Annotated in this window: 18 protein-coding genes; 7 read left to right on the top strand and 11 right to left on the bottom strand. The window is 71.7% G+C overall.

The features are described 5' to 3' along the window. Positions 1-14 precede the first annotated feature (14 nt). The 4 genes from ACYVDO_RS00625 to ACYVDO_RS00610 form a co-directional block, all read right to left on the bottom strand. Positions 15-1,079 carry a BMP family lipoprotein gene (locus ACYVDO_RS00625; protein WP_460931987.1) on the bottom strand — a complete coding sequence of 355 codons (1,065 nt, stop codon included), beginning with the start codon at positions 1,077-1,079 and terminating at the stop codon, positions 15-17. 135 nt (positions 1,080-1,214) lie between these two features. Then, complete coding sequence (locus ACYVDO_RS00620; RefSeq protein ID WP_460931985.1) at positions 1,215-2,432, bottom strand: amidohydrolase; 1,218 nt, start codon at positions 2,430-2,432, stop codon at positions 1,215-1,217. A gap of 54 nt (positions 2,433-2,486) precedes the next feature. Then, entirely contained in the window at positions 2,487-4,082 is a 1,596-nt protein-coding gene (locus ACYVDO_RS00615) for an acyl-CoA mutase large subunit family protein (RefSeq protein ID WP_460931983.1), read from the bottom strand. A gap of 84 nt (positions 4,083-4,166) precedes the next feature. Further along, positions 4,167-4,649 carry a GbsR/MarR family transcriptional regulator gene (locus tag ACYVDO_RS00610; RefSeq protein ID WP_460931981.1) on the bottom strand — a complete coding sequence of 161 codons (483 nt, stop codon included), beginning with the start codon at positions 4,647-4,649 and terminating at the stop codon, positions 4,167-4,169. A 53-nt stretch (positions 4,650-4,702) separates the two neighbouring features. Between ACYVDO_RS00610 and ACYVDO_RS00605 the strand changes: the two genes are divergently transcribed. Next, a complete protein-coding gene (locus ACYVDO_RS00605; protein ID WP_460931978.1) occupies positions 4,703-5,632 on the top strand; it encodes an ABC transporter ATP-binding protein in 930 nt (309 codons plus the stop codon). After that, complete coding sequence (locus tag ACYVDO_RS00600) at positions 5,629-7,215, top strand: ABC transporter permease (protein ID WP_460931976.1); 1,587 nt, start codon at positions 5,629-5,631, stop codon at positions 7,213-7,215. The genes ACYVDO_RS00605 and ACYVDO_RS00600 overlap by 4 nt, the downstream gene beginning before the upstream one ends. 89 nt (positions 7,216-7,304) lie before the next feature. Here the strand turns inward: ACYVDO_RS00600 and ACYVDO_RS00595 are convergent, their stop codons facing one another. Continuing rightward, entirely contained in the window at positions 7,305-8,384 is a 1,080-nt protein-coding gene (locus ACYVDO_RS00595; protein WP_460931974.1) for a mannose-1-phosphate guanylyltransferase, read from the bottom strand. A 365-nt stretch (positions 8,385-8,749) separates the two neighbouring features. Between ACYVDO_RS00595 and sdhC the strand changes: the two genes are divergently transcribed. From sdhC to ACYVDO_RS00570, 5 genes are read left to right on the top strand one after another with little or no spacing between them, the layout of a single operon-like run. Next, positions 8,750-9,127 carry a succinate dehydrogenase, cytochrome b556 subunit gene (sdhC, locus tag ACYVDO_RS00590; RefSeq protein ID WP_460931972.1) on the top strand — a complete coding sequence of 126 codons (378 nt, stop codon included), beginning with the start codon at positions 8,750-8,752 and terminating at the stop codon, positions 9,125-9,127. Between the two features lie 11 nt (positions 9,128-9,138). Further along, positions 9,139-9,609, top strand: coding sequence for a succinate dehydrogenase hydrophobic membrane anchor subunit (locus ACYVDO_RS00585; RefSeq protein WP_460931971.1), 471 nt, complete (start codon positions 9,139-9,141; stop codon positions 9,607-9,609). 35 nt (positions 9,610-9,644) lie between these two features. Then, a complete protein-coding gene (sdhA, locus tag ACYVDO_RS00580; RefSeq protein WP_460931969.1) occupies positions 9,645-11,423 on the top strand; it encodes a succinate dehydrogenase flavoprotein subunit in 1,779 nt (592 codons plus the stop codon). Further along, a complete protein-coding gene (locus ACYVDO_RS00575) occupies positions 11,423-12,187 on the top strand; it encodes a succinate dehydrogenase iron-sulfur subunit (RefSeq protein ID WP_460931967.1) in 765 nt (254 codons plus the stop codon). The genes sdhA and ACYVDO_RS00575 overlap by 1 nt, the downstream gene beginning before the upstream one ends. Before the next feature lie 33 nt (positions 12,188-12,220). Then, positions 12,221-13,468, top strand: coding sequence for a D-alanyl-D-alanine carboxypeptidase family protein (locus ACYVDO_RS00570; RefSeq protein WP_460931965.1), 1,248 nt, complete (start codon positions 12,221-12,223; stop codon positions 13,466-13,468). A 103-nt stretch (positions 13,469-13,571) separates the two neighbouring features. Here the strand turns inward: ACYVDO_RS00570 and ACYVDO_RS00565 are convergent, their stop codons facing one another. Genes ACYVDO_RS00565 through ACYVDO_RS00540 form a run of 6 tightly spaced genes read right to left on the bottom strand, consistent with a single transcriptional unit; the run spans position 13,572 to position 20,280 of the window. After that, positions 13,572-14,657: a YihY/virulence factor BrkB family protein gene (locus ACYVDO_RS00565; protein ID WP_460931963.1), complete on the bottom strand. Its 1,086-nt coding sequence runs from the start codon at positions 14,655-14,657 to the stop codon at positions 13,572-13,574. Between the two features lie 3 nt (positions 14,658-14,660). Further along, a complete protein-coding gene (locus tag ACYVDO_RS00560; RefSeq protein WP_460931960.1) occupies positions 14,661-15,203 on the bottom strand; it encodes a 2'-5' RNA ligase family protein in 543 nt (180 codons plus the stop codon). 10 nt (positions 15,204-15,213) lie between these two features. Further along, positions 15,214-16,245: a tryptophan--tRNA ligase gene (gene trpS / locus ACYVDO_RS00555; protein ID WP_460931958.1), complete on the bottom strand. Its 1,032-nt coding sequence runs from the start codon at positions 16,243-16,245 to the stop codon at positions 15,214-15,216. A 20-nt stretch (positions 16,246-16,265) separates the two neighbouring features. After that, positions 16,266-18,464, bottom strand: a complete 2,199-nt coding sequence (locus ACYVDO_RS00550) for an alpha-galactosidase (protein WP_460931956.1) — start codon at positions 18,462-18,464, stop codon at positions 16,266-16,268. Beyond that, positions 18,461-19,390, bottom strand: a complete 930-nt coding sequence (locus tag ACYVDO_RS00545; RefSeq protein WP_460931953.1) for a carbohydrate ABC transporter permease — start codon at positions 19,388-19,390, stop codon at positions 18,461-18,463. Before ACYVDO_RS00545 ends, ACYVDO_RS00550 begins: the two co-directional genes overlap by 4 nt. Beyond that, positions 19,387-20,280 carry a carbohydrate ABC transporter permease gene (locus tag ACYVDO_RS00540; RefSeq protein ID WP_460931951.1) on the bottom strand — a complete coding sequence of 298 codons (894 nt, stop codon included), beginning with the start codon at positions 20,278-20,280 and terminating at the stop codon, positions 19,387-19,389. Before ACYVDO_RS00540 ends, ACYVDO_RS00545 begins: the two co-directional genes overlap by 4 nt. Between the last annotated feature and the right edge of the window lie 13 nt (positions 20,281-20,293).

The raw sequence follows: 20,293 nt of genomic DNA, 5'->3' as shown, positions 1-20,293 counted from the left end.
CCCTCAGCCGAAGATCAGGGGGTCGTGGGAACCGTGATCTTCTTGTCGATGATCTGCTGCTTGTAGTCGTCGAGCTTGGACTTGATGTCCGACAGGTGGCCGCCGGTCGTGGAGTAGTCCACACCGCCCTTGGCCAGGTCGTAGATCTGGTTGCCGGTGAGCTCCTTGCCGTCGGCTGCCGACTTGATGAAGTCGTACACCGCGACGTCGACCTTCTTGATCATCGAGGTCAGGATGATGTCGCGGACCTCGGCCGGGGCGGTCAGCGCCTGGTCGGAGTCGACACCGATCGCCCAGTGGTTCGGGCCCGCAGCCTTGGCCGCGGTGAAGACGCCGCCGCCGGAGCCGCCCGCGGCGTGGTAGACGATGTCCGCGCCCTTCTGGAACATGCCCTCGGCTGCGGTCTTGCCCTTGGCCGGGTCACCGAAGCCGCTGAAGTCCGGCGGCTGGGTGAGGTACTGGGAGTCGATCTTGATGTTCGGCTTGACCGCCTTGGCGCCGGCGATGTAGCCCGCCTCGAACTTCTTGATCAGCGGGACGTTGACGCCGCCGACGAAGCCGATGTGGTTCGTCTTGGTCTTCAGTGCGGCTGCCGCGCCGACGAGGAACGAGCCCTCGTTCTCGGCGAAGGTGATCTGGTCGACGTTCGGGCCCTTGGAGTCCGCCGAGGCGTCGTCGACGATGGCGAAGTGGACGTCGGGGTTGTCCTTGGCGGCCTTGCCGACCGAGGCGGCATACGCGAACCCGACGGCGACCACGTGCGTGTAGCCGGCGTCGACGAGCTGCTGCAGGCGCTCCTCGCGGGCGGCCTCGTTCTCGCCGTTGACGGCCGCGGCCTCCTTGGTCTCGACACCCAGCTCCGACTTGGCCTTGTCGAGGCCGGCGGCGGCGGCGTCGTTGAACGACTGGTCACCACGCCCACCCACGTCGTAGGCCATGCCCACCTTGAGCGAGGACTTCTTCCCGCCCGAGCTCGAGCTGCTGCCGCTGCTCGAGCTGGTCCCGCCCGAGCCGTTGCCCGAGTCACCGCACGCGGCCAGGGCCAGTGCTGCCACTGACACGACCGCTGCAACCTTCATCGTGTGACGCAAGGCTGTCTCCTGTTCTTTGGTCTGCACGAGGCGCCATGGTGCGCCACTAGGGCGGCAGGATAGCCGCAAGAACTCCGCGCTCCGACCGCCTTTGGCCGTACATCTTGCAATTCCCGCAAACCGTTACCGATCCGCGACGGTCCCCTCAGCCGAACTCTTGACCATCCCGGCCACCACGGCCCCCGCCAGCAGCCGGGCGCCGTGGGCGACGGAGGTCTCGTCCACGACCAGGTCCCCCTGGTGCAGGTCGTACGTGCGGCCGCCCGGGGTCCGGGTCCCCAGGCGGGCCATCGCGCCGGGCACCCGGCGCAGGTACCAGGCGAAGTCCTCGCCGCCGAGCGACTGCGGCGTGCCGACCGGGGTCAGGCCACCGCCCTCGGCGGCCTGGCGCAGCACGTCGATCGCCGCGACGTCGTTGACCACCGGCGGCACGCCCTGGACGTGCTCGAGCACGGCCGTCACGGCATACGGGGCGACCACGTGCTGGACCGCCTCGGACAGCAGCGGGCCGATCGTGGTCCACGCGGTGGCATCGAGCATGCGCAGGGTGCCGGCGGCGGTGCCGCTCGGCGGGATGACGTTGGCCGCCTGACCTGCGTGGACCTCCCCCCAGACGAGGGCGAAGGCGGTGCGCGGGTCCAGGCGCCGCGACAGGACGGCGGGCAGCTCGGTGACGACCTTGGCGAGTGCGAAGGTGAGGTCCTCGGTGAGGTGCGGGCGGGAGGTGTGGCCGCCGCGACCGCTGAGGTGCACGGTCACCCGGTCGGCCGCTGCGGTGATCGGGCCCTCGCGCAGGCCGACGCTGCCGGCGTCGATGGTGGGGTCGCAGTGGACCGCGAAGACGGCGTCGACCCCGTCGAGGGCGCCGGCGGCGATGAGGTCGACCGCGCCGCCGGGGATGACCTCCTCGGCCGGCTGGAACAGCAGCCGCACGCCGATGCCGCGCTCGCGCAGGCCCTCCTCGTGCTCCTTGAGCGCCAGGCCCGCGCCGAGCACGGCCGCAACGTGCACGTCGTGGCCGCACGCGTGGCAGATGCCCTCCGTGGTGGAGGACCAGGTGAGCCCGGTCCGCTCGCTCACCGGGAGGGCGTCGAGGTCGGCGCGCAGCGCGACCCGGTATGCCGGCTGCTCGGCGCCGAGGTCGGCGACCAGTCCGGAGACCGGCAGGGTCGTGACGGCGACCCCGGCCTCGCGCAGCCGCCGCTCGACGAGGCCGGTGGTGCGCAGCTCCCCGCGGGACAGCTCCGGGTGCGCGTGGATGTCGCGCTGGACCTCGAGCAGGTGGGGGGCGAGGGTGTCGACACTGGCGCAGACCGCGTCGAGCAGGGGGTTCGGAGGCATCAGGGCGCACTGTACCCGCGCCCCCGCGGGCGGCGACCCGAGGTCAGACGGAGGTCAGAAGGTCTCGCGCGGGACGTACAGGCCCCACACGTCGCGCAGCGCGTGGCTGATCTCGCCGCCGGTGGCGCGAAGGCGGAGCGCCTCCTTCATCGGGTAGAGCACGTTGTCGGTGCCGCGGGCCGCCTCCCGGACCGCCTCGAGGGCGGCCTCGACGGCGGCGTTGTCGCGGTCCACGCGAAGGGCGGCGAGCCGCTCGCGCTGGTCGACCTCGATCTGCGGGTCCACCCGCAGCGGCTCGTACGGCTCCTCCTCCTGCAGGGTGAACCGGTTGACGCCGACGACGGTGCGCTCCTTGCTGTCGATCTCGAGGGCGATCCGGTAGGCCGACCGCTCGATCTCGGACTTCTGGAAGCCCTGCTCGATCGCGGCCACCGCTCCCCCGCGGTCCTCGACCGCCTGCATGAGCTCGAGCGCGGCGGCCTCGACGTCGTCGGTCATCGACTCCACGACGTAGGAGCCGGCGAACGGGTCGACCGTTTTGGTCACGTCGGTCTCGTACGCGATGACCTGCTGGGTGCGCAGCGCGAGGCGGGCGGCCTTCTGGGTCGGGAGGGCAATGGCCTCGTCGAAGGAGTTGGTGTGCAGCGACTGCGTGCCGCCGAGCACGGCCCCGAGGCCCTGGAGCGCGACCCGGACGAGGTTGACCTCGGGCTGCTGGGCGGTGAGCTGCACCCCGGCCGTCTGCGTGTGGAACCGCAGCATCTGGCTCTTGGGGTTCTGCGCCCCGAACTCGTCGCGCATCACCCGGGCCCAGATCCGGCGGGCCGCGCGGAACTTGGCGACCTCCTCGAGCAGGGTCGTGCGCGCCACGAAGAAGAAGGACAGGCGGGGCGCGAAGTCGTCGACGTCGAGCCCGGCTGCGAGCGCCGCGCGGACGTACTCCCTGGCGTTGGCGAGGGTGAACGCGATCTCCTGCGCGGGCGTCGCCCCTGCCTCGGCCATGTGGTAGCCGCTGATGGAGATGGTGTTCCAGCGCGGCAGCTCCTTGGCGCAGTAGGCGAAGATGTCGCTGATCAGCCGCAGCGACTCCTTCGGCGGGTAGATGTAGGTGCCGCGCGCGATGTACTCCTTGAGCACGTCGTTCTGGATGGTGCCGGCCAGCCGCGCCGGGTCGGCGCCGTTCTCCTCGGCGACCAGCTGGTACATCAGCAGCAGGGTCGAGGCAGGGGCGTTGATCGTCATCGAGGTCGAGAGCTCGCCGAGGGGCAGGCCGCCGAAGAGGGTCCGCATGTCGTCGATGGAGTCGATCGCCACGCCGACCTTGCCGACCTCGCCGTGGGCGATGGCCTCGTCGGAGTCGTAGCCCATCTGGGTCGGCAGGTCGAAGGCGACGGACAGGCCGCCAGTGCCGTTGGCGACGAGCTCGTGGTACCGCTCGTTGGACTCCTTGGCGGTGCCGAACCCGGCATACTGCCGCATCGTCCAGGGCCGCCCCGTGTACATGTTCGGGTAGACCCCGCGGGTGTAGGGGAAGGCGCCGGGCTCCCCCAGCTGGTCCGCCGCGTCGAAGCCGGCCAGGTCGTCCGGGCCGTACACCGCCTTGATCGGCAGGTCGGACTCGGAGCGTGCGTCGGGGACGTCGGCGGCCATGCCGCACACGATAGTGAGCCGGTATGCCGCGGGCGCGGCCTGCGTGGCCGACCTCACCGTGGGCTCGGTCACGCGCCGGGGCGGTCAGTACCCCAGCTCGGCCCGCCGCTTGTCCCACCGGGCGGAGAGCAGCTGCATCTCCTCGGTGACGAACTCGAGGAAGTGGACGCTGAGCGCCAGCCGGTCCCCCGCACCGGACCCGCGGCCGCCGACCTCCTCCACGCCCTCGCGCAGGGCGACGGTGAGGGGCTCGTAGATCCGGGGCGTGTTGAGCATGACGTCGTGCCAGGCGTCGTCGGCCACGACGTAGACGTCCCGCCGGGTGCCCGGCTCGCGCTCGCGGTGGATCATCCGCATCTGCTGCAGTGACCGCACCGCCCCCGACACGGAGGCGGCGCTCACCGACAGCGCCTCCCCGATCTCGGCCGCCGTCATCCGGCCGTCCTCGTCGGCGAGCAGGGCGGCGAACACGCGGGACGGCAGCCGCTGCATCCCGGCCTCGGTGAGGGCCGAGCCGAACCGTTCGACGAACCGGGCGGGGTCGGGTCGGCGCACGGGGGGAGTCATGGGGACAACTTTAGAGCATTCAGTAATTTCTGAAAACTGTGTACACTCCCAGCATGGATGCAGTGCTCCAGGCCACCGGCCTGCGCAAGACCTTCGGTTCCACCGTCGCGCTCGACGGCCTCGACCTCACCGTCCACCGCGGCGAGGTCCACGGCTTCCTCGGACCCAACGGCGCGGGGAAGTCCACCACGATCCGGATCGCGCTGGGGCTGCTGCGCTCCGACGGCGGCACGGTCACCCTCCTGGGCCGGGACCCCTGGCGGGACGCCACCGAGCTGCACCGGCAGCTCGCCTACGTCCCGGGCGACGTCGTCCTGTGGCCGAACCTCACCGGCGGGGAGGTGATCGACCTGCTCGGCCGGCTCCGCGGTGGCGTGGACCGCCGGCGGCGCGACGAGCTGCTCGGACTCTTCGAGCTCGACCCGACCAAGAAGGGCCGGTCCTACTCCAAGGGCAACCGCCAGAAGGTGGCGCTCGTGGCGGCCCTCGCGAGCGACGTCCCGCTGCTCGTCCTCGACGAGCCGACGTCGGGGCTGGACCCGCTCATGGAGAAGGTGTTCGAGGGGCAGGTCGCCCGGGCCCGCGAGGAGGGGCGCACGGTCCTGCTCTCGAGCCACATCCTCTCCGAGGTCGAGGCCACGGCCGACCGGGTGAGCATCGTGCGGGCCGGGCGGATCGTCGACTCCGGCACCCTGGCCGACCTGCGCCACCTCACCCGCACCAGCGTCACCGCGACCCTCGGCCGGACCCCGGACCCGGCCGACGTGCAGGGCTGGCCGGGCGTCGACGGGGTCCGGCTCGACCGCGACCGGCTGGTGATGTCGGTCGAGTCCAGCGCCGTGGGCGACGTGGTCGGGCGGCTGGGCGCGTTCGGCATCGAGGCCCTGACCTGCCAGCCGCCGACCCTGGAGGAGCTGTTCCTGTCGCAGTACCGCGAGGACCTGTCGGCCGCGCCGGCGCAGGGCGAGGAGGTCACGGCGTGAGCACCTTCGCCGGCACCTGGACCCTGCTGCGCCTGGCCTGGCGGCGCGACCGCTGGGTCGTCACGGCCAGCGTGCTCGCGCTGGTGGTGACGGCGTACTCCTCGATGGTGGCGACCCTCGACCTCTACCCGACCGACGCCGAGGCCGCCGCCGGGGCGAAGGTCATGGCCGACAACCCCTCGATCACGGCGCTGTACGGTCCCCTGCCCTCGCTCACCGCCGCCGGGGTCGGCGTGCTCAAGACGATCATGCTCGGCAGCGTGTTCACCGCGTTCCTCGCGTTCGCGCTGGTCCGCCGGCACACCCGCACCGAGGAGGAGGAGGGCCGGTTCGAGCTGGTCGCCGGCGGGGTGGTCGGCCGCCGGGCCCCCCTGGCGGCCGCGGTCCTGTTGGCCACGACGACGGTGCTGGCGACCGGTGGACTGTCCGCGCTGAGCCTCGTCGGCACGGGCGCCGACGCGACCGGGTCGCTGGCCCTCGGCGTCGTCGAGGTGGTGGCCGGCCTGGTCATGGTCGGCATCACCGCGGTGGCGTGCCAGCTGACAACGACCGCCCGGGGCGCGGGGGGGCTGGCCCTGACGACCCTGCTGGTCGCCTTCGTCGTCCGAGCCGCCGCCGACACCTCGACCGACGGCCAGCACTACGCGTACGCCTCCTTCCTCGGCTGGGCCGAGCGGGTGAGCCCGTTCGGCGAGAACCGGCTGTGGCTGGTGCTGCCCGCGGTCGCCACCCTGGCCGCACTGCTCGTCGTGGCCGACGTCCTGCTCCAGCGCCGGGACCTCGGCTCCGGCCTCTGGGACGCCCGCCCGGGGCCGTCCCACGCGTCGGCCACGCTCGGCTCCCCGCTCGGCCTGGCCTGGCGGCTGCAGCGCGGGACCCTGCTGGGCTGGACGATCGGCTACGCGGTCCTCGGCCTGGTCGTCGGCAGCATCGCCAGGTCCGTCGACGAGATCGCCAGCAGCCCCGGCATCGAGGAGATGCTCCGCAAGATGAGCGGCGGCCAGGGCACGCTGCTCGAGGTCTTCTTCGGCACGGAGATCCGCTTCCTCGCGGTCGGCGCCGCGGCCTACGGCATCACCACCGCCCTGCGCCTGCGGTCGGAGGAGAGCGGCGGGCGGGCCGAGGTCACGCTCGCCACGCACGTGGGGCGGTGGCGCTGGCTGTCCAGCCACGTGCTGGTCGCCGTGCTGGGGTCGCTCTGGCTGCTCGTCGTCATGGGCGTGTCCGCGGGCCTGTCCGGTGGCGCGGTCAGCGAGGTCGGCGTCGCGGAGGTGCTGCCTGCCGCGCTGGCGACGGCTCCCGCAGTGCTCGTGTGCGTGGCGCTCACCGTGCTGCTCTTCGGGACGGTCCCGCGGTGGACGGCTGCCGCGTGGGGGCTGCTCGCGGCCTTCGTCCTCATCGGCGAGCTCGGGCCGCTCGTCGACCTGCCCGGGTGGGCGATGGGGCTGTCACCGTTCGACCACCTCGGCAGCCTGCCGGGCGGCGATGCCAACCTCCCGGGGTTCACCGGCCTGCTCGTCGTGGCGTTGGCCGCCGGGACGATCGGGTATGCCGGGTTCCGCCGCCGCGACCTGGTCACCTGACCCGGTCGGTCACCCTCGGGTCTTTGAGCGATCCCGGCGGTGATCACCGCCGGGATCGCTCACGGACCTCGAGGAACCCAGGGTGGGGGTCAGAGCAGGTCGGTGCGGCCCTCGGACCGCAGGGCGTCGACGACGGCCTTGACCTCCTGCGCGCGGTCCTTGGCCACGACGAGGAGGGCGTCCGGGGTGTCGACCACGACGACGTCCTCGAGCCCGACGAGCGCCACCACCCGGCCGGTCCCCGGCACGACGACCCCGGTGGCGTCCGCCACCCGCACCCGGTCGGCGGCGCCGAGCACCTGCACGCCCGGCATACCGGCGTCGTCGGGCAGCAGCGCGGCCAGGGAGGCGAAGTCGCCGACGTCGTCCCAGCCGAAGCCGCCCGGCACGACGGCCACGCGACCTGCCGCGGCCGCGGGCTCGGCGACCGCGTGGTCGATCGCGATCTTCTCCAGCCCCGGCCACGACTCCTCGAGGCGCGAGGGGTCGGCCGCGAGCGCCCTCAGGCCTGCAGCGAGGTCGGGGTGCCACTGCGCGAGCAGGTCGAGCAGCACGCGGGCCTTGACGACGAACATGCCCGCGTTCCAGCGGAACCGGCCGGTGGCGAGGTACGCCTGCGCGCGCTCACGGTCCGGCTTCTCGACGAACTGCACCACCGCGTGGGCCGGCCCGTCCCCGAGCCGGTCCCCCAGCTCGATGTAGCCGAAGCCGGTGGCGGGGTGCGTGGGCTCGATGCCGATCGTCACGACGTGGCCGTCCGCGGCGGCCCCGACGGCGGCACTCACGCAGTCGCGGAAGGCGTCCTCGTCCCGGATCACGTGGTCGGCGGCGAACGAGCCGAGCACCGCCTCGGGGTCCCGCGCCTCGAGCAGCGCCGCGGCCCAGCCGATCGCCGCCATCGAGTCGCGCGGCGACGGCTCGGCGAGCAGCTGGTCGGCCGGGAGGTCGGGCAGCTGGCCGGCGACGGCCTCGGCGTGCGCAGTGCCGGTGACGACGAGCACGCGGTCGCCGGTCAGTGGCACGAGCCGGTCCCAGGTCGCCTGGAGCAGGGTGCGCCCGCTTCCGGTGAGGTCGTGCAGGAACTTCGGGGAACCGGCCCGGGACAACGGCCACAGGCGGGTGCCCGCTCCCCCGGCCGGGATGACGGCCCAGAAGTGGTCGGTCGACATGGCCGGAACGCTAGCCGACCCCACCCTCCCGTCACCTGCCGCTCGCGAGTTCGCCGGCTGCGGCCGCGCCCGGAGGTCTGCGCACAGACCCGCGTGTCACTGGGCGGAGAGCGGGTCCGAGCGCAGTGGGACGCTCGTCTGCGCGCAGACGAGCGTGGGGAGCCGGCGGGCGCCCACCCCGGCGGCCCGTCCTCCCGCCGGCACCACCCGGCATACCGGCTGGTAACCGGGCCTGTCTGCTTTCTCACAGGCGGGCGGCGCGCGGCCCCGCGCAGCGGCCAGATAACCTGACCGACGAACCACGGCAACCGCCGCCCTCGCCGGGCGAGCGACGCCGTCACCACTTTTCTCGAAAGGGACGCGCAGTGGCGCAGGCAACCACGGGGACTCTCTACCGCGGCCGTGAGGGCATGTGGTCGTGGGTGGCCCACCGCATCAGCGGCGTACTCCTCTTCCTCTTCCTCTTCGCGCACGTGCTCGACACCGCGCTCGTCCGCGTCTCGCCCAGCGCCTACAACGAGATCATGTCGGCCTACAAGAACCCCGTCGTGGGGATCGCCGAGGCCGGCCTCGTCGCCGCCGTCATCTTCCACGCGCTCAACGGCCTGCGCATCATCGCCGTCGACTTCTGGTCCAAGGGCCCCAAGTACCAGCGGCAGATGTTCTGGGGCGTCGTCGTCGGGTTCGTCGTGCTGTTCGCCCCGTTCGCGGTCCGGCACCTGACCAACGTCTTCTCGCACTGAAGGGGCCGATGATGAGCGCCACCACCGAGACCAACTACCACGCCGGACCGGACGCGGTGTCCGCGACCAAGTCGCGCTACCAGCGCGTCACGAAGGGTCGCGGCAACTTCGAGCTGTGGTCCTGGGTCTTCATGCGCGGCAGCGGCCTGCTGCTGCTCGTGCTCGTGTTCGGGCACCTGTTCGTCAACCTCATGCTCGGCGAGGGCATCCACGCGATCGACTTCGCGTTCGTCGCCGGCAAGTGGGCCAGCCCGTTCTGGCAGGTCTGGGACATGCTGATGCTGTGGCTGGCGATGCTGCACGGCTTCAACGGCGTCCGGACGATCATCAACGACTACACCGAGCGCGCGAACACGCGGTGGGTCCTCAAGGGCCTGCTGGTGACCGCGACGTTCCTGACCGTCGTCCTCGGCACCCTCGTGATCTTCACGTTCGACCCGTGCATCGACCCGAACTCCACCCTCTCCGTGTGCGCACGCTGACCCGTTCCGCAGCGCAGTAAGGACGCAGACCACCCATGCAGACGCACAAGTACGACGTCGTCATCGTCGGGGCCGGCGGCGGCGGGATGCGCGCCGCCCTCGAGTCGAGCAAACGCACCCGCACCGCGGTGCTGACCAAGCTCTACCCCACCCGCTCCCACACCGGCGCGGCCCAGGGCGGCATGTGCGCCGCCCTCGCCAACGTCGAGGAGGACAACTGGGAGTGGCACACCTTCGACACCGTCAAGGGCGGCGACTACCTCGTCGACCAGGACGCCGCCGAGGTCATGTGCCGTGAGGCCATCGACGCGGTCATCGACCTCGAGAAGATGGGCCTGCCGTTCAACCGCACGCCCGAGGGCAAGATCGACCAGCGCCGGTTCGGTGGGCACACCCGCAACCACGGCGAGGCCGCCGTGCGCCGGTCCTGCTTCGCCGCGGACCGCACCGGCCACATGATCCTGCAGACGCTCTACCAGAACTGCGTCAAGCAGGGCGTCGAGTTCTACAACGAGTTCTACGTCCTCGACCTGCTCCTCAACACCGGCGCCGACGGCGTCGAGCGCGCGGCGGGCGTCGTGGCGTACGAGCTCGCGACGGGTGAGCTGCACGTGTTCCAGGCCAAGTCGGTCGTCTTCGCGACCGGCGGCACCGGCAAGGTCTTCAAGACCACGTCCAATGCGCACACCCTCACCGGTGACGGCATGGGGGTGGCCTTCCGCCGCGGCATCCCGCTGGAGGACATGGAGTTCTTCCAGTTCCACCCGACAGGCCTGGCCGGGCTCGGCATCCTGCTGTCCGAGGCCGCCCGCGGCGAGGGCGGCATCCTGCGCAACGCCGACGGCGAGCGGTTCATGGAGCGCTACGCCCCCACCATCAAGGACCTCGCCCCCCGCGACATCGTCGCGCGGTCGATGGCGAACGAGGTGCGCGAGGGCCGCGGCGCCGGGCCGAACAAGGACTACGTCCTGCTCGACCTGACCCACCTCGAGCCGGCGCACATCGACGCCAAGCTCCCCGACATCACCGAGTTCGCGCGCACCTACCTCGGGGTCGAGCCGTACACCGAGCCGGTCCCGGTCTACCCAACCGCGCACTACGCCATGGGCGGCATCCCGACCAACGTCGAGGCCGAGGTGCTGCGCAACAACACCGACGTCGTCCCCGGCCTGTATGCCGCCGGCGAGGTCGCGTGCGTGTCCGTGCACGGCTCGAACCGCCTGGGCACCAACAGCCTCCTCGACATCAACGTCTTCGGCCGCCGCGCCGGCATCGCTGCCGCGGAGTATGCCGTCGACGCCGCCTGGGTCGACCTGCCCGCGCAGCCGGAGGCGCTGGTCACCGGCCTGGTCGAGGGCATCCGCACCCGCGAGAGCGGCGAGCGCGTGGCCGACCTGCGCCGCGAGCTGCAGGAGACGATGGACCGCAACGTCCAGGTGTTCCGCACCGAGGCCTCGATGAAGGAGGCCCTCGGCGTCATCGACGAGCTCAAGGAGCGGTACGCCAACATCGTCGTCCAGGACAAGGGCAAGCGGTACAACACCGACCTGCTCGAGGCCGTGGAGCTCGGCTTCCTCATCGAGCTCGCCGAGGTCATCACGCTGGGCGCCCTCGCCCGCAAGGAGTCCCGCGGCGGCCACTTCCGCGAGGACTACACCGCGCGCGACGACGTGAACTTCATGCGGCACACGATGGCCTACCGGCCGGCCGTCGACGGCGACGTCAGCGCGGGGCCGACCTTCGCCGACGAGGTCCGCCTCGACTACAAGCCCGTGACCGTGACCCGCTACCAGCCGATGGAGCGCAAGTACTGATGACTGCCACTGCCGAGAAGCAGACCACCGAGGAGCAGAAGGCAGGGGCCGTCCCGACCTTCACCGTGACCCTCAAGGTCCAGCGGTACGACCCGGAGGTGGACAGCGAGCCGCACTGGGAGACCTACCAGGTCACGTCCCACGCCACCGACCGCGTCCTCGACGCCCTGCACCAGATCAAGTGGGAGCAGGACGGCTCGCTGTCGTTCCGCCGCTCCTGCGCCCACGGTGTCTGCGGCTCCGACGCCATGCGGATCAACGGCAAGAACCGGCTCGCCTGCAAGACGCTCATCAAGGACGTCAACCCGGACAAGCCGATCACCGTCGAGCCGATCAAGGGCCTTCCGCTCGAGAAGGACCTCATCGTCGACATGGAGCCGTTCTTCGACGCGTACCGCGAGGTGATGCCGTTCCTCGTCACCACCGGGAACGAGCCGACCCGCGAGCGGATCCAGAGCCAGGCCGACCGCGACCGGTTCGACGACACCACCAAGTGCATCCTGTGCGCTGCGTGCACGACGTCCTGCCCGGTGTTCTGGAACGACGGCCAGTACTTCGGCCCGGCCGCGATCGTCAACGCGCACCGGTTCATCTTCGACAGCCGGGACGAGGGCGGGGCCCAGCGCCTGGAGATCCTCAACGACAAGGAGGGCGTGTGGCGCTGCCGCACGACCTTCAACTGCACCGAGGCCTGCCCGCGCGGCATCCAGGTCACCAAGGCCATCCAGGAGGTCAAGCGCGCCCTCCTGACCAGCAGGTTCTGACGAGGGCCACCCCTCTGGGGCACACTGTCGCCGATGGCTCGACGACGACACCTCACCGCCGCCACCGCCAGCGCCCTGCTGGCGGTCGGCGGCGTCGTCGTCCCCGCCCTGTCCGCACCGGCGGTCGCGGCCCCGAAGCCCAAGCCCTCCCCCACCCTGCCGGTCCCCCGGGCGACGGTGCAGCCGCTGCAGTCCGTCGGGGGGCCGCGGCTCGCCGCCACCGGTGTCGTCACCGACCTGCCACCGGGCGTCCCCGCGCCGCCGGCGCTGCGCGACGTCTCCTGGCTGCTCGCCGACCTGCAGACCGGTGAGGTCGTCGCGGCCAAGGCACCGCACGCCAGGCTGCTGCCAGCCAGCACGCTCAAGACGCTCACTGCCCTGACCCTCATCCCGCAGGTCCCCACCGACGAGGTCGTCAGGGCGACCCCGGCCGACGCCGCCGCCGACGGCACCCGGGTCGGCATCGTCCCGGGGCTCACGTACACCGGCAGGCAGCTCTTCCAGGCCCTGCTCATGTCCTCCGGCAACGACGCGGCCTACGCCCTTGCCGAGGCCGCCGGCGGCCGGGAGCGAGTGGTGGCGGAGATGAACGCCAACGCCGCGCACCTCGGCGCCCACGACACGGTCGCGAAGGACCCCTCGGGGCTGGATGCGCCCGGGCAGACGTCCAGCGCCTACGACCTGGCCCTCATCGCCCGCGCTGCACTGCAGCTGCCGGACTTCCGGGCGTACGTCACCACCAAGCAGGCCGACTTCCCGGCCCTGGTCGACCCGCAGACGAAGAAGCGCAAGACCTTCAAGATCAACAACCACAACGCGCTGCTCTACAACTACCCCGGCACGATCGGCGTCAAGAACGGCTACACCGAGGCGGCCCACCGCACCTTCATCTCGGCGGTGAGCCGCGGCGGTCGCACCTACCTGCTCACCGAGATGTACGGCCTGGACCACTCGTGGCGCCCCCAGGCGGCGATGTACGACTGGGCGTTCCGGTATGCCGCCCAGGCCAGGCCCGTGGGCCGGCTCGTCGAGCCGGGCGAGGTCACCACGCCCCCGACGGCCCCACCCACCGCCGTGGCGGGGTCACCCGAGGACCCGGCGGCGGCCCAGGGCCCGCGGACGGCCGCCGCTGCAGCGGTCCCCTCCAACGAGCTCGGGCCGGTCACGTCCGCGACGCCGTGGCTGGGCTTCGGGGTGCTCGCCGTCCTCGTCGGCGCGGTGGCCGGGCTGCGGCTGCGCGCCCGGCGAGCCATCCGCGGCCGCCACCGCGCCCACCCCTGACTCCCCACCCCTTCCCGGCAAAACAACGGTTGCTCGACAAGCCGCGGGCTGTCAACGCGAGTGTCGCCGAGCAACCGTTGTTTTGCGGCAGCGCGGGGGCGGGTCAGTGGCGGCGGAGGAAGGCGCGCAGGCCGCGGCGGGCGGTCCCGAGCGCGGTCGCGCCGACCGCGCCCAGTACGAGTCCGGCGGCCAGGGTGGTGCGGTCGGCGGCCACCGGGCCGAACGTCGGCAGACCGGCGTCGGTGCGGGCGCGGACGGAGTCCAGCGGCTCCGGCGCAGGACCCTCGCGCAGCTTCTCCCGCTGGGCCGCCGACAGCTGCCGGGCGGTGCCGGCGCTCTCGTCGAGGTCGTTGGCCGCCCAGGCCGCGGAGATGAGCAGCACCCGCGACATGAAGTTGAGCCACACGAGCAGCCCGACGACGAGCGCGAAGCCGAAGTAGAGCTTGTTGTTCGTGGTGCTCGCCAGCAGGACCGAGCCGAACTTCTTGAGCAGGGTCAGCGAGATCCCCCCGAAGACCGCGGCGTTGCGCAGCCCGTGCCACGGCACGTCCACCCCCGACAGCAGTCGCAGCATGACGAGCACGATGGCCCCGTCGAGGGCGACGCCGACGAGCAGGGACACGACCGTGAGCACCCAGCTCTGGCTGCCGAGCCCGACGAGGTCGGCGAGCCACCGGGCGGCCGCACCCGCGACGCCACCGACGGCCGCCGAGACCACGATGCCGACGCCCAGCAGGGCGAGCACCGCCAGGTCGCGCAGCTTGGCCACGACAGGGTTCCCCACGGAGCCCTCCACACCGAAGACGGCGCGGATGCCCTCGCGCAGCGCGCTCAGCCAGCCCGTCCCCGCGAGCACGAGCAGGACCACGGAGACGATCCCGCTGACCGACAGCGTCGCCGGGCTCGGCATCTCGACCTTGATGATGCCGTCCGGGGTGGCCTTGGACTGCACGAAGCCCGGCAGCAGGTCGTTAATCGCGTTCTTGGTCTCCTCGAGCAGGGCGGGCTGGCCGCGCAGGACGAAGCCGAAGATCGTGAAGGCGAGGACCACCGCCGGGAAGACGGAGAAGAACGCGAAGTAGCCCACGCCGCCGGCGAGCAGGTTGCCTCGTGCGTCGCCGTACCGCTTCCAGGCGCGCCAGGCGGGCGTGGCCTGGAACCGGGCCCACCACTGTTTGAGGGTTCCCACGGGTCAGGCTCCACTCGGTCGGGGCGCGCTGGGGCAGCCGCCCAGCGGGAAGGAGGTCACAGGGCGCCACACGGAGTCCGCACCGTGCTCGTACAGCTGGAACTGCGTCACCTCGAACGTGCACTCGAAGTCGGAGAGGTCGCGGAACGCGCGGTCGAGGTTCTCGTCGGGGACGTGGTGCGCCACGGTCACGTGCGGGTGGTAGTAGAAGTCCAGGGTCCGCTCGAGGGGGCCGCGGCGCACCGCGCGCTCGAGCAGCTCGCACTCGCCGATTCCGCCGGAGACCTGGACGAACACCACCGGCGAGATCGGGCGGAAGGTGCCCGTGCCGCGCAGCACCATGGGGAAGGGCTTCCGGCTCGCGGCCGCCTGCATCAGGTGGTCGGTGACGGCGTCCATCCGCTCCGGCGCCACCTCGGTGGGCGGGAGCAGGGTGACGTGGGTCGGGATCGAGGCGGCCAGCGGGTCGCCGAAGGAAGCCCGCTTGGCCTGCAGCATCTCCGCGTGGGGGGAGGGGATGGCGATCGACACACCGATGGTCGGCACCCGAGCGACCCTACCGAACTGCGGGCAGGAGTCCGACCCGGTCGCGGACCCGGGCCATGGTGCCCTGGGCCACCTCGCGCGCCCGCTCGGCGCCGTCGGCCAGGATCCGGTCGAGCTCGGCCGGGTCGTCGAGCAGCTCGCGCATCCGGTCCTGGAACGGCGTCAGCGCCGCGACCACGACGTCGGCGACCTCCTTCTTGAGGTCGCCGTAGCCCTTGCCTGCGAACGAGTCCGCGACCTGCTCGACCGGCGTACCCGAGAGCACCGAGTGGATGACGAGCAGGTTCGAGACGCCGGGCTTGGTCTCCGGGTCATAGCGCACCTCGGCCTCGGTGTCGGTGACGGCCGAGCGGATGTTCTTGGCGATCCGGGCCGGGTCCTCCATGAGGTCGATGAGTCCCTTGGGCGACGAGCCCGTCTTGCTCATCTTCGCCGTCGGGTCCTGCAGGTCCTGGATCTTCGCCGAGCCCTTGACGATGTACGGCTCGGGCACGACGAGACCGCCGCCGAAGCGGGTGTTGAACCGCTCGGCGAGGTCGCGGGTGATCTCCAGGTGCTGGCGCTGGTCCTCACCGACCGGCACGTAGGCCGCGTCGTACATGAGGATGTCGGCCGCCATGAGCATCGGGTAGGTGAACAGCCCGACGTTGGCGTTCTGGCCCTTGGCCGTCTTGTCCTTGAACTGCGTCATCCGGCTGGCCTCGCCGAACGCGGTGAGGCAGTTCATCACCCAGCCGAGCTCGGCGTGCTCGGTGACGTGGCTCTGGCAGAACACCGCCGAGCGCTTGGGGTCGACGCCACCCGCGATGAACTGCGCGGCCGTCACCCGGGTGCGCCGGCGCAGCACCTCGGGGTCGGTGGGCACGGTGAGCGCGTGCAGGTCGGCGACGAAGTAGAAGGCGTCGAAGTCGTCCTGCAGCTTGACCCAGTTGACCAGCGCCCCGAGGTAGTTGCCGAGGTGGAGCGAGTCGCTGGTGGGCTGCATGCCGGAGAGGATCCGGGGCAGCGCCTGCTGGGTGGGCGTGGCGGACATGGGCGCCATTGTGTCAGGTGGCTCGAGCGTCAGGTGAGGTGGAGCAGGAACCCCTGGGCCGGTGCGAGCACCGGCATCGGCAGCCCGACCCGTGACAGCAGCGCGCCGTCGAGGCGGAGCTCGCCGGACAGTGCCGCCTCCCACCACCCCGGCGCCACGTGCTGCACGAGCGCCGGCATCCCGGCCTCGGGACGGACGCGCACGGCATACGTGCGCTCGGGGTCCAGGCCGGGGAGCCGCACGAGCCCGGGGGTCGCCCGGCGCGCGCTGTCGGTGCGCAGCACCGTGTATGCCGCGTGGGCGCGGTCGGCGGCGAGCGTGCCCGTGACCAGGAGCGTCCCGTCGTCGACGGCGTCGCGCACGAGGTCGCCGGTGTGCAGCAGCCCGCGCAGCTCGCGGTAGAGGCCCGACCAGGCGCGCAGGGCGTCGAGCTCCTCGGGAGTGCAGGCGCTGACGTCCCACTCCAGGCCCGCGTGGCCCTGCAGGGCCACCAGCGTCCGGAAGGGCAGGTCGAAGGTGCGGTGGGTCGTGTGCGCCGTCGCCGGGCCGACGTGGGTGCCCATCGTCTCGGCCGGCACGAGCAGGGAGGTCCAGCGCTGGATCTGCACCCGCTCGAGCGCGTCGTTGCAGTCGCTGGTCCAGACGCGGTCGGTGCGGGCCAGCACCCCGAGGTCGACGCGGGCGCCCCCGCTGGAGCACGACTCGATCTCGAGGTCGGGGTGCGCCTCCCGGAGCCGGTCGAGCAGCGCGTAGAACGCCAGCGTCTGCTCGTGGACGGCCGGCCGGTCCGTGCCGCGGGCGTCGCTGCGGACGGCCTCGTGCAGGTCGCGGTTGTGGTCCCACTTGATGAAGTCGATGCCGAGCGAGCCGACAAGCGCGCTGATCTGGCGCTCGACGTGGGCGGCGGCCTCGGGGTTGGCGAGGTCGAGCACCTGCTGGTGCCGCGACTCCCGGGGACGGCCCGCGCGCGGGCCGAGCACCCAGTCGGGGTGGGCGCGCACGAGGTCGGAGTCCTCGTTGACCATCTCGGGCTCGAACCACAGGCCGAACTCCAGGCCGAGCCCCTTGACGTGCCGCACGAGCGGCTCGAGCCCGGTCGGCCAGGCCTCGTCGGAGACCACCCAGTCACCGAGGCCCCGGTGGTCGTCGCGGCGGCCGCCGAACCAGCCGTCGTCGAGGACGAACCGCTCGACACCGATCGACGCCGCGGTGTCGGCGAGGCCCTTGAGCCGGTCGAGGTCGTGGTCGAAGTAGACGGCCTCCCACGTGTTGAGCACGAGCGGCCGGGGGCCGGTGGCCCGCGAGCGCAGCGCACGCTGGCGCCGGTGCAGCCGGCGCGAGATGCCGTCGAGCCCGTCTGGCGCGTGGACGAAGAGCACGTCGGGTGCCGTGTAGGTCTCCCCCGGCGCGAGCCGCACCTCACCGGCTTCCAGCAGCTCGCCGCCGCCGAGGACGGCGCCGTGCATGCCGGCGCCCTCGGGCAGCCGCTCCACGAGGTGCTCGTGGTTGCCGCTCCACGCGACGTGGGCCGCCCACACCTCCCCCCGGCTGAAGTCGAAACCCGGTGTCCCCGCCACCAGGAGCAGCGTCGCGTCGTGGCCGGTGCGGCCGCGGCGGGACGCCCGCAGGTGCGTGCCCTCGTCGAGGGCCGACCGCTGGGGCGAGCGCTCCCGGCACCAGCGGCCGGTGAGGTCGAGGACCTCGGCGGCGCGGGCCGGCAGGGGCAGCACGGCGCGCAGCGCCGCGAGGTCGAGGAGGGCCGTGGCGTCGTCACCGGCGCCACCACCGACACCGGCCGTGTTCGTCACCGAGGCGTTCGTCACCGAGGCGTTCGTCACCGAGCGCCCGAACCGCAGGACCCCGTGGTCGTCGAGCTCGATCACCAGCTCGACCCGGACCCCGCCGTCCTCGGCGACGGTGTGCAGGGTGCCCGCCCCCTCACGCCGCGTGGTGACCCGCCACCGCGGTGCCGTGCCACCGCCGCCGCGGTGGGCGGCATACGCGGGGGTCCCGAGCCAGCCGTCGCCACCGGTGGGCAGCAGCGTGAGCGGCCACGGCTCGTCGAGGGCGTTGGGTGGCACCGGGCCCTGCGCGAGCAGGGGCAGCGCCGCGACGGAGGTGTCGGGCAGGTCCGCGCCCCAGTGCAGGACACGCGGGAGGCCCGGCCCCGAGGTGTCGAGCACCACGAGGGTGCCGGCGGATCGGAGGACCTCGAGGTCGGGACTCATCCCTTGGTGGCTCCCAGCGTCAGGCCGGCGACGAACTGCTTCTGCAGGAGGAAGAAGATGATCAGGGTCGGCAGGGCGACGACCACCGAGCCGGCCGCGACCAGGTTGTTGTCGGTGAAGAACTGGCCGCGCAGGTTGTTCAGCGAGCTCGTCACGGGGAACTTGTCACCGGACTGCAGCAGCACCGTCGCCCAGAAGAACTCGTTGTAGATCCAGGTGACCTCGAGCGTCGCCAGCGCGGCCAGCGGCGGCCGGCACAGTGGCAGCGTCAGCTGGAAGAACTGGCGCAGCACCCCGGCCCCGTCGACCACGGCCGACTCGTAGAGCTCGCGCGGCAGCGTCTTCATGTAGTTGGACAGGACGAAGGCGCAGAACCCGGTCTGGAAGGCGACGTTGACGGCGATCAGGCCCCAGTAGCTGTTGAGCAGGGTGCCGGACTCGCTGAACCAGAACGGCACCTCGATCGACCGGAACATCCGGTAGACCGGGATGAGCAGGGCCTGCGGGGGCAGCAGGTTCGCCGCCGTGAACAGGCCCAGCAGGGCCAGGTTGAACTTCCACGAGAACCGGGCCACGACGAACGCGATGCAGCACGACAGGAACAGCGTGAGCAGCACGGCCGGGATCGTGATGATCGCGGAGTTGAGCATCGTGTGCGAGAAGTTCGCCTGCTGCCAGGCGCTCTTGTAGTTCTGCAGGGTGAACCCGCCGAACGAGAAGTACCCGTTCTTGGAGGTGTAGGCGTAGTCGCGGAAGCTGCCCAGGACGGCATACGCCACCGGGAAGATCCACAACAGCCCGACCACGCCGAGGAAGACCTGGACGAGCAGGTGGCCACGGGTGCCGCCGGACGGCTTGGCGCGCTTGGCCGTGAGCGGGTTGGCGCCCGGGACGGCCACGAGCGGGATATCGCTGGAGGCGGTCATCGCTGCTCCCTCATGACGATGCGCAGGTAGAACACGATGAAGACGGAGGAGATCAGGAGCATCATCGTCGCCAGGGCCGAGCCGAAGCCGATCCGGCTGGCCTCACCGACGATGTTGCTCGTGACGAGCGTGGAGATGAGCTCCAGGCCGTTGCGTCCCTTGTTGATGACCCAGACGAGGTCGAAGGCGCGCAGCGACTCGATGACGGTCACGACCAGGACGATGATGTTGATCGGCGCCATCACCGGGAAGACGACCCTGAAGAAGGTGGTCCGCTCGTTGGCACCGTCGACCTTGGCGGCCTCGCGCAGGCTGGGGTCGACGCCCTTCAGCCCGGCCAGGTAGAGCAGCATGATGTAGCCGACGTGCCGCCAGCTGGAGGCGACGAGCGCGGCCCAGAGGTTGTAGCGCTGGTCGCCGTACCAGTCGATGGTGCTGCCGGTGACCTGGTTGATCAGGCCCTGGTCCCGGCTGTAGATGAGCTGCCAGATGAAGCCGACGAGCGCCAGCGACAGCACGACCGGCAGGTAGATCGCGGTCTGGTAGACCCGGCTGCCCTTGAGCTCCCGGTCGAGCAGCACGGCCAGGAAGATCCCGAACGGCGTGGCCACGAGGAACATGACCGCGAGCCAGATGAGGTTGTGCTGCACGGCCGGCCAGAACGGCGGGTAGATGCTGACGACGTCGTGGTAGTTCTTCAGGCCGATCACCTTGGCCGAGGAGATCGGGCCGATGCCGTCCCAGTCGGTGAACGACAGCAGGACCGACCCGATCGCCGGGACCCACACCAGCCACAGCACCAGCGCGGTGGGGACCACGATCATGAGGGCCACGACGACCCGGTCGACCGGGCTGAGGTGGTCGATGCCCTTGTAACTGCGTCTCGCCACGAGAACCTCCTGG

The sequence above is a fragment of the Phycicoccus ginsengisoli genome (assembly GCF_054779295.1).
Note: the sequence above shows the minus strand (reverse complement) of the source record. Positions and strands in the feature narration are given on the sequence as shown.

Bases quoted from the DNA above. Each gene is read 5' to 3' on its own strand.
- ACYVDO_RS00625 (WP_460931987.1), bottom strand. From the start codon at position 1,079: ATGAAGGTTGCAGCGGTCGTGTCAGTGGCAGCACTGGCCCTGGCCGCG.
- ACYVDO_RS00620 (WP_460931985.1), bottom strand. From the start codon at position 2,432: ATGCCTCCGAACCCCCTGCTCGACGCGGTCTGCGCCAGTGTCGACACC.
- ACYVDO_RS00615 (WP_460931983.1), bottom strand. From the start codon at position 4,082: ATGGCCGCCGACGTCCCCGACGCACGCTCCGAGTCCGACCTGCCGATC.
- ACYVDO_RS00610 (WP_460931981.1), bottom strand. From the start codon at position 4,649: ATGACTCCCCCCGTGCGCCGACCCGACCCCGCCCGGTTCGTCGAACGG.
- ACYVDO_RS00605 (WP_460931978.1), top strand. From the start codon at position 4,703: ATGGATGCAGTGCTCCAGGCCACCGGCCTGCGCAAGACCTTCGGTTCC.
- ACYVDO_RS00595 (WP_460931974.1), bottom strand. From the start codon at position 8,384: ATGTCGACCGACCACTTCTGGGCCGTCATCCCGGCCGGGGGAGCGGGC.
- ACYVDO_RS00585 (WP_460931971.1), top strand. From the start codon at position 9,139: ATGAGCGCCACCACCGAGACCAACTACCACGCCGGACCGGACGCGGTG.
- sdhA (WP_460931969.1), top strand. From the start codon at position 9,645: ATGCAGACGCACAAGTACGACGTCGTCATCGTCGGGGCCGGCGGCGGC.
- ACYVDO_RS00575 (WP_460931967.1), top strand. From the start codon at position 11,423: ATGACTGCCACTGCCGAGAAGCAGACCACCGAGGAGCAGAAGGCAGGG.
- ACYVDO_RS00570 (WP_460931965.1), top strand. From the start codon at position 12,221: ATGGCTCGACGACGACACCTCACCGCCGCCACCGCCAGCGCCCTGCTG.
- trpS (WP_460931958.1), bottom strand. From the start codon at position 16,245: ATGGCGCCCATGTCCGCCACGCCCACCCAGCAGGCGCTGCCCCGGATC.
- ACYVDO_RS00550 (WP_460931956.1), bottom strand. From the start codon at position 18,464: ATGAGTCCCGACCTCGAGGTCCTCCGATCCGCCGGCACCCTCGTGGTG.
- ACYVDO_RS00545 (WP_460931953.1), bottom strand. From the start codon at position 19,390: ATGACCGCCTCCAGCGATATCCCGCTCGTGGCCGTCCCGGGCGCCAAC.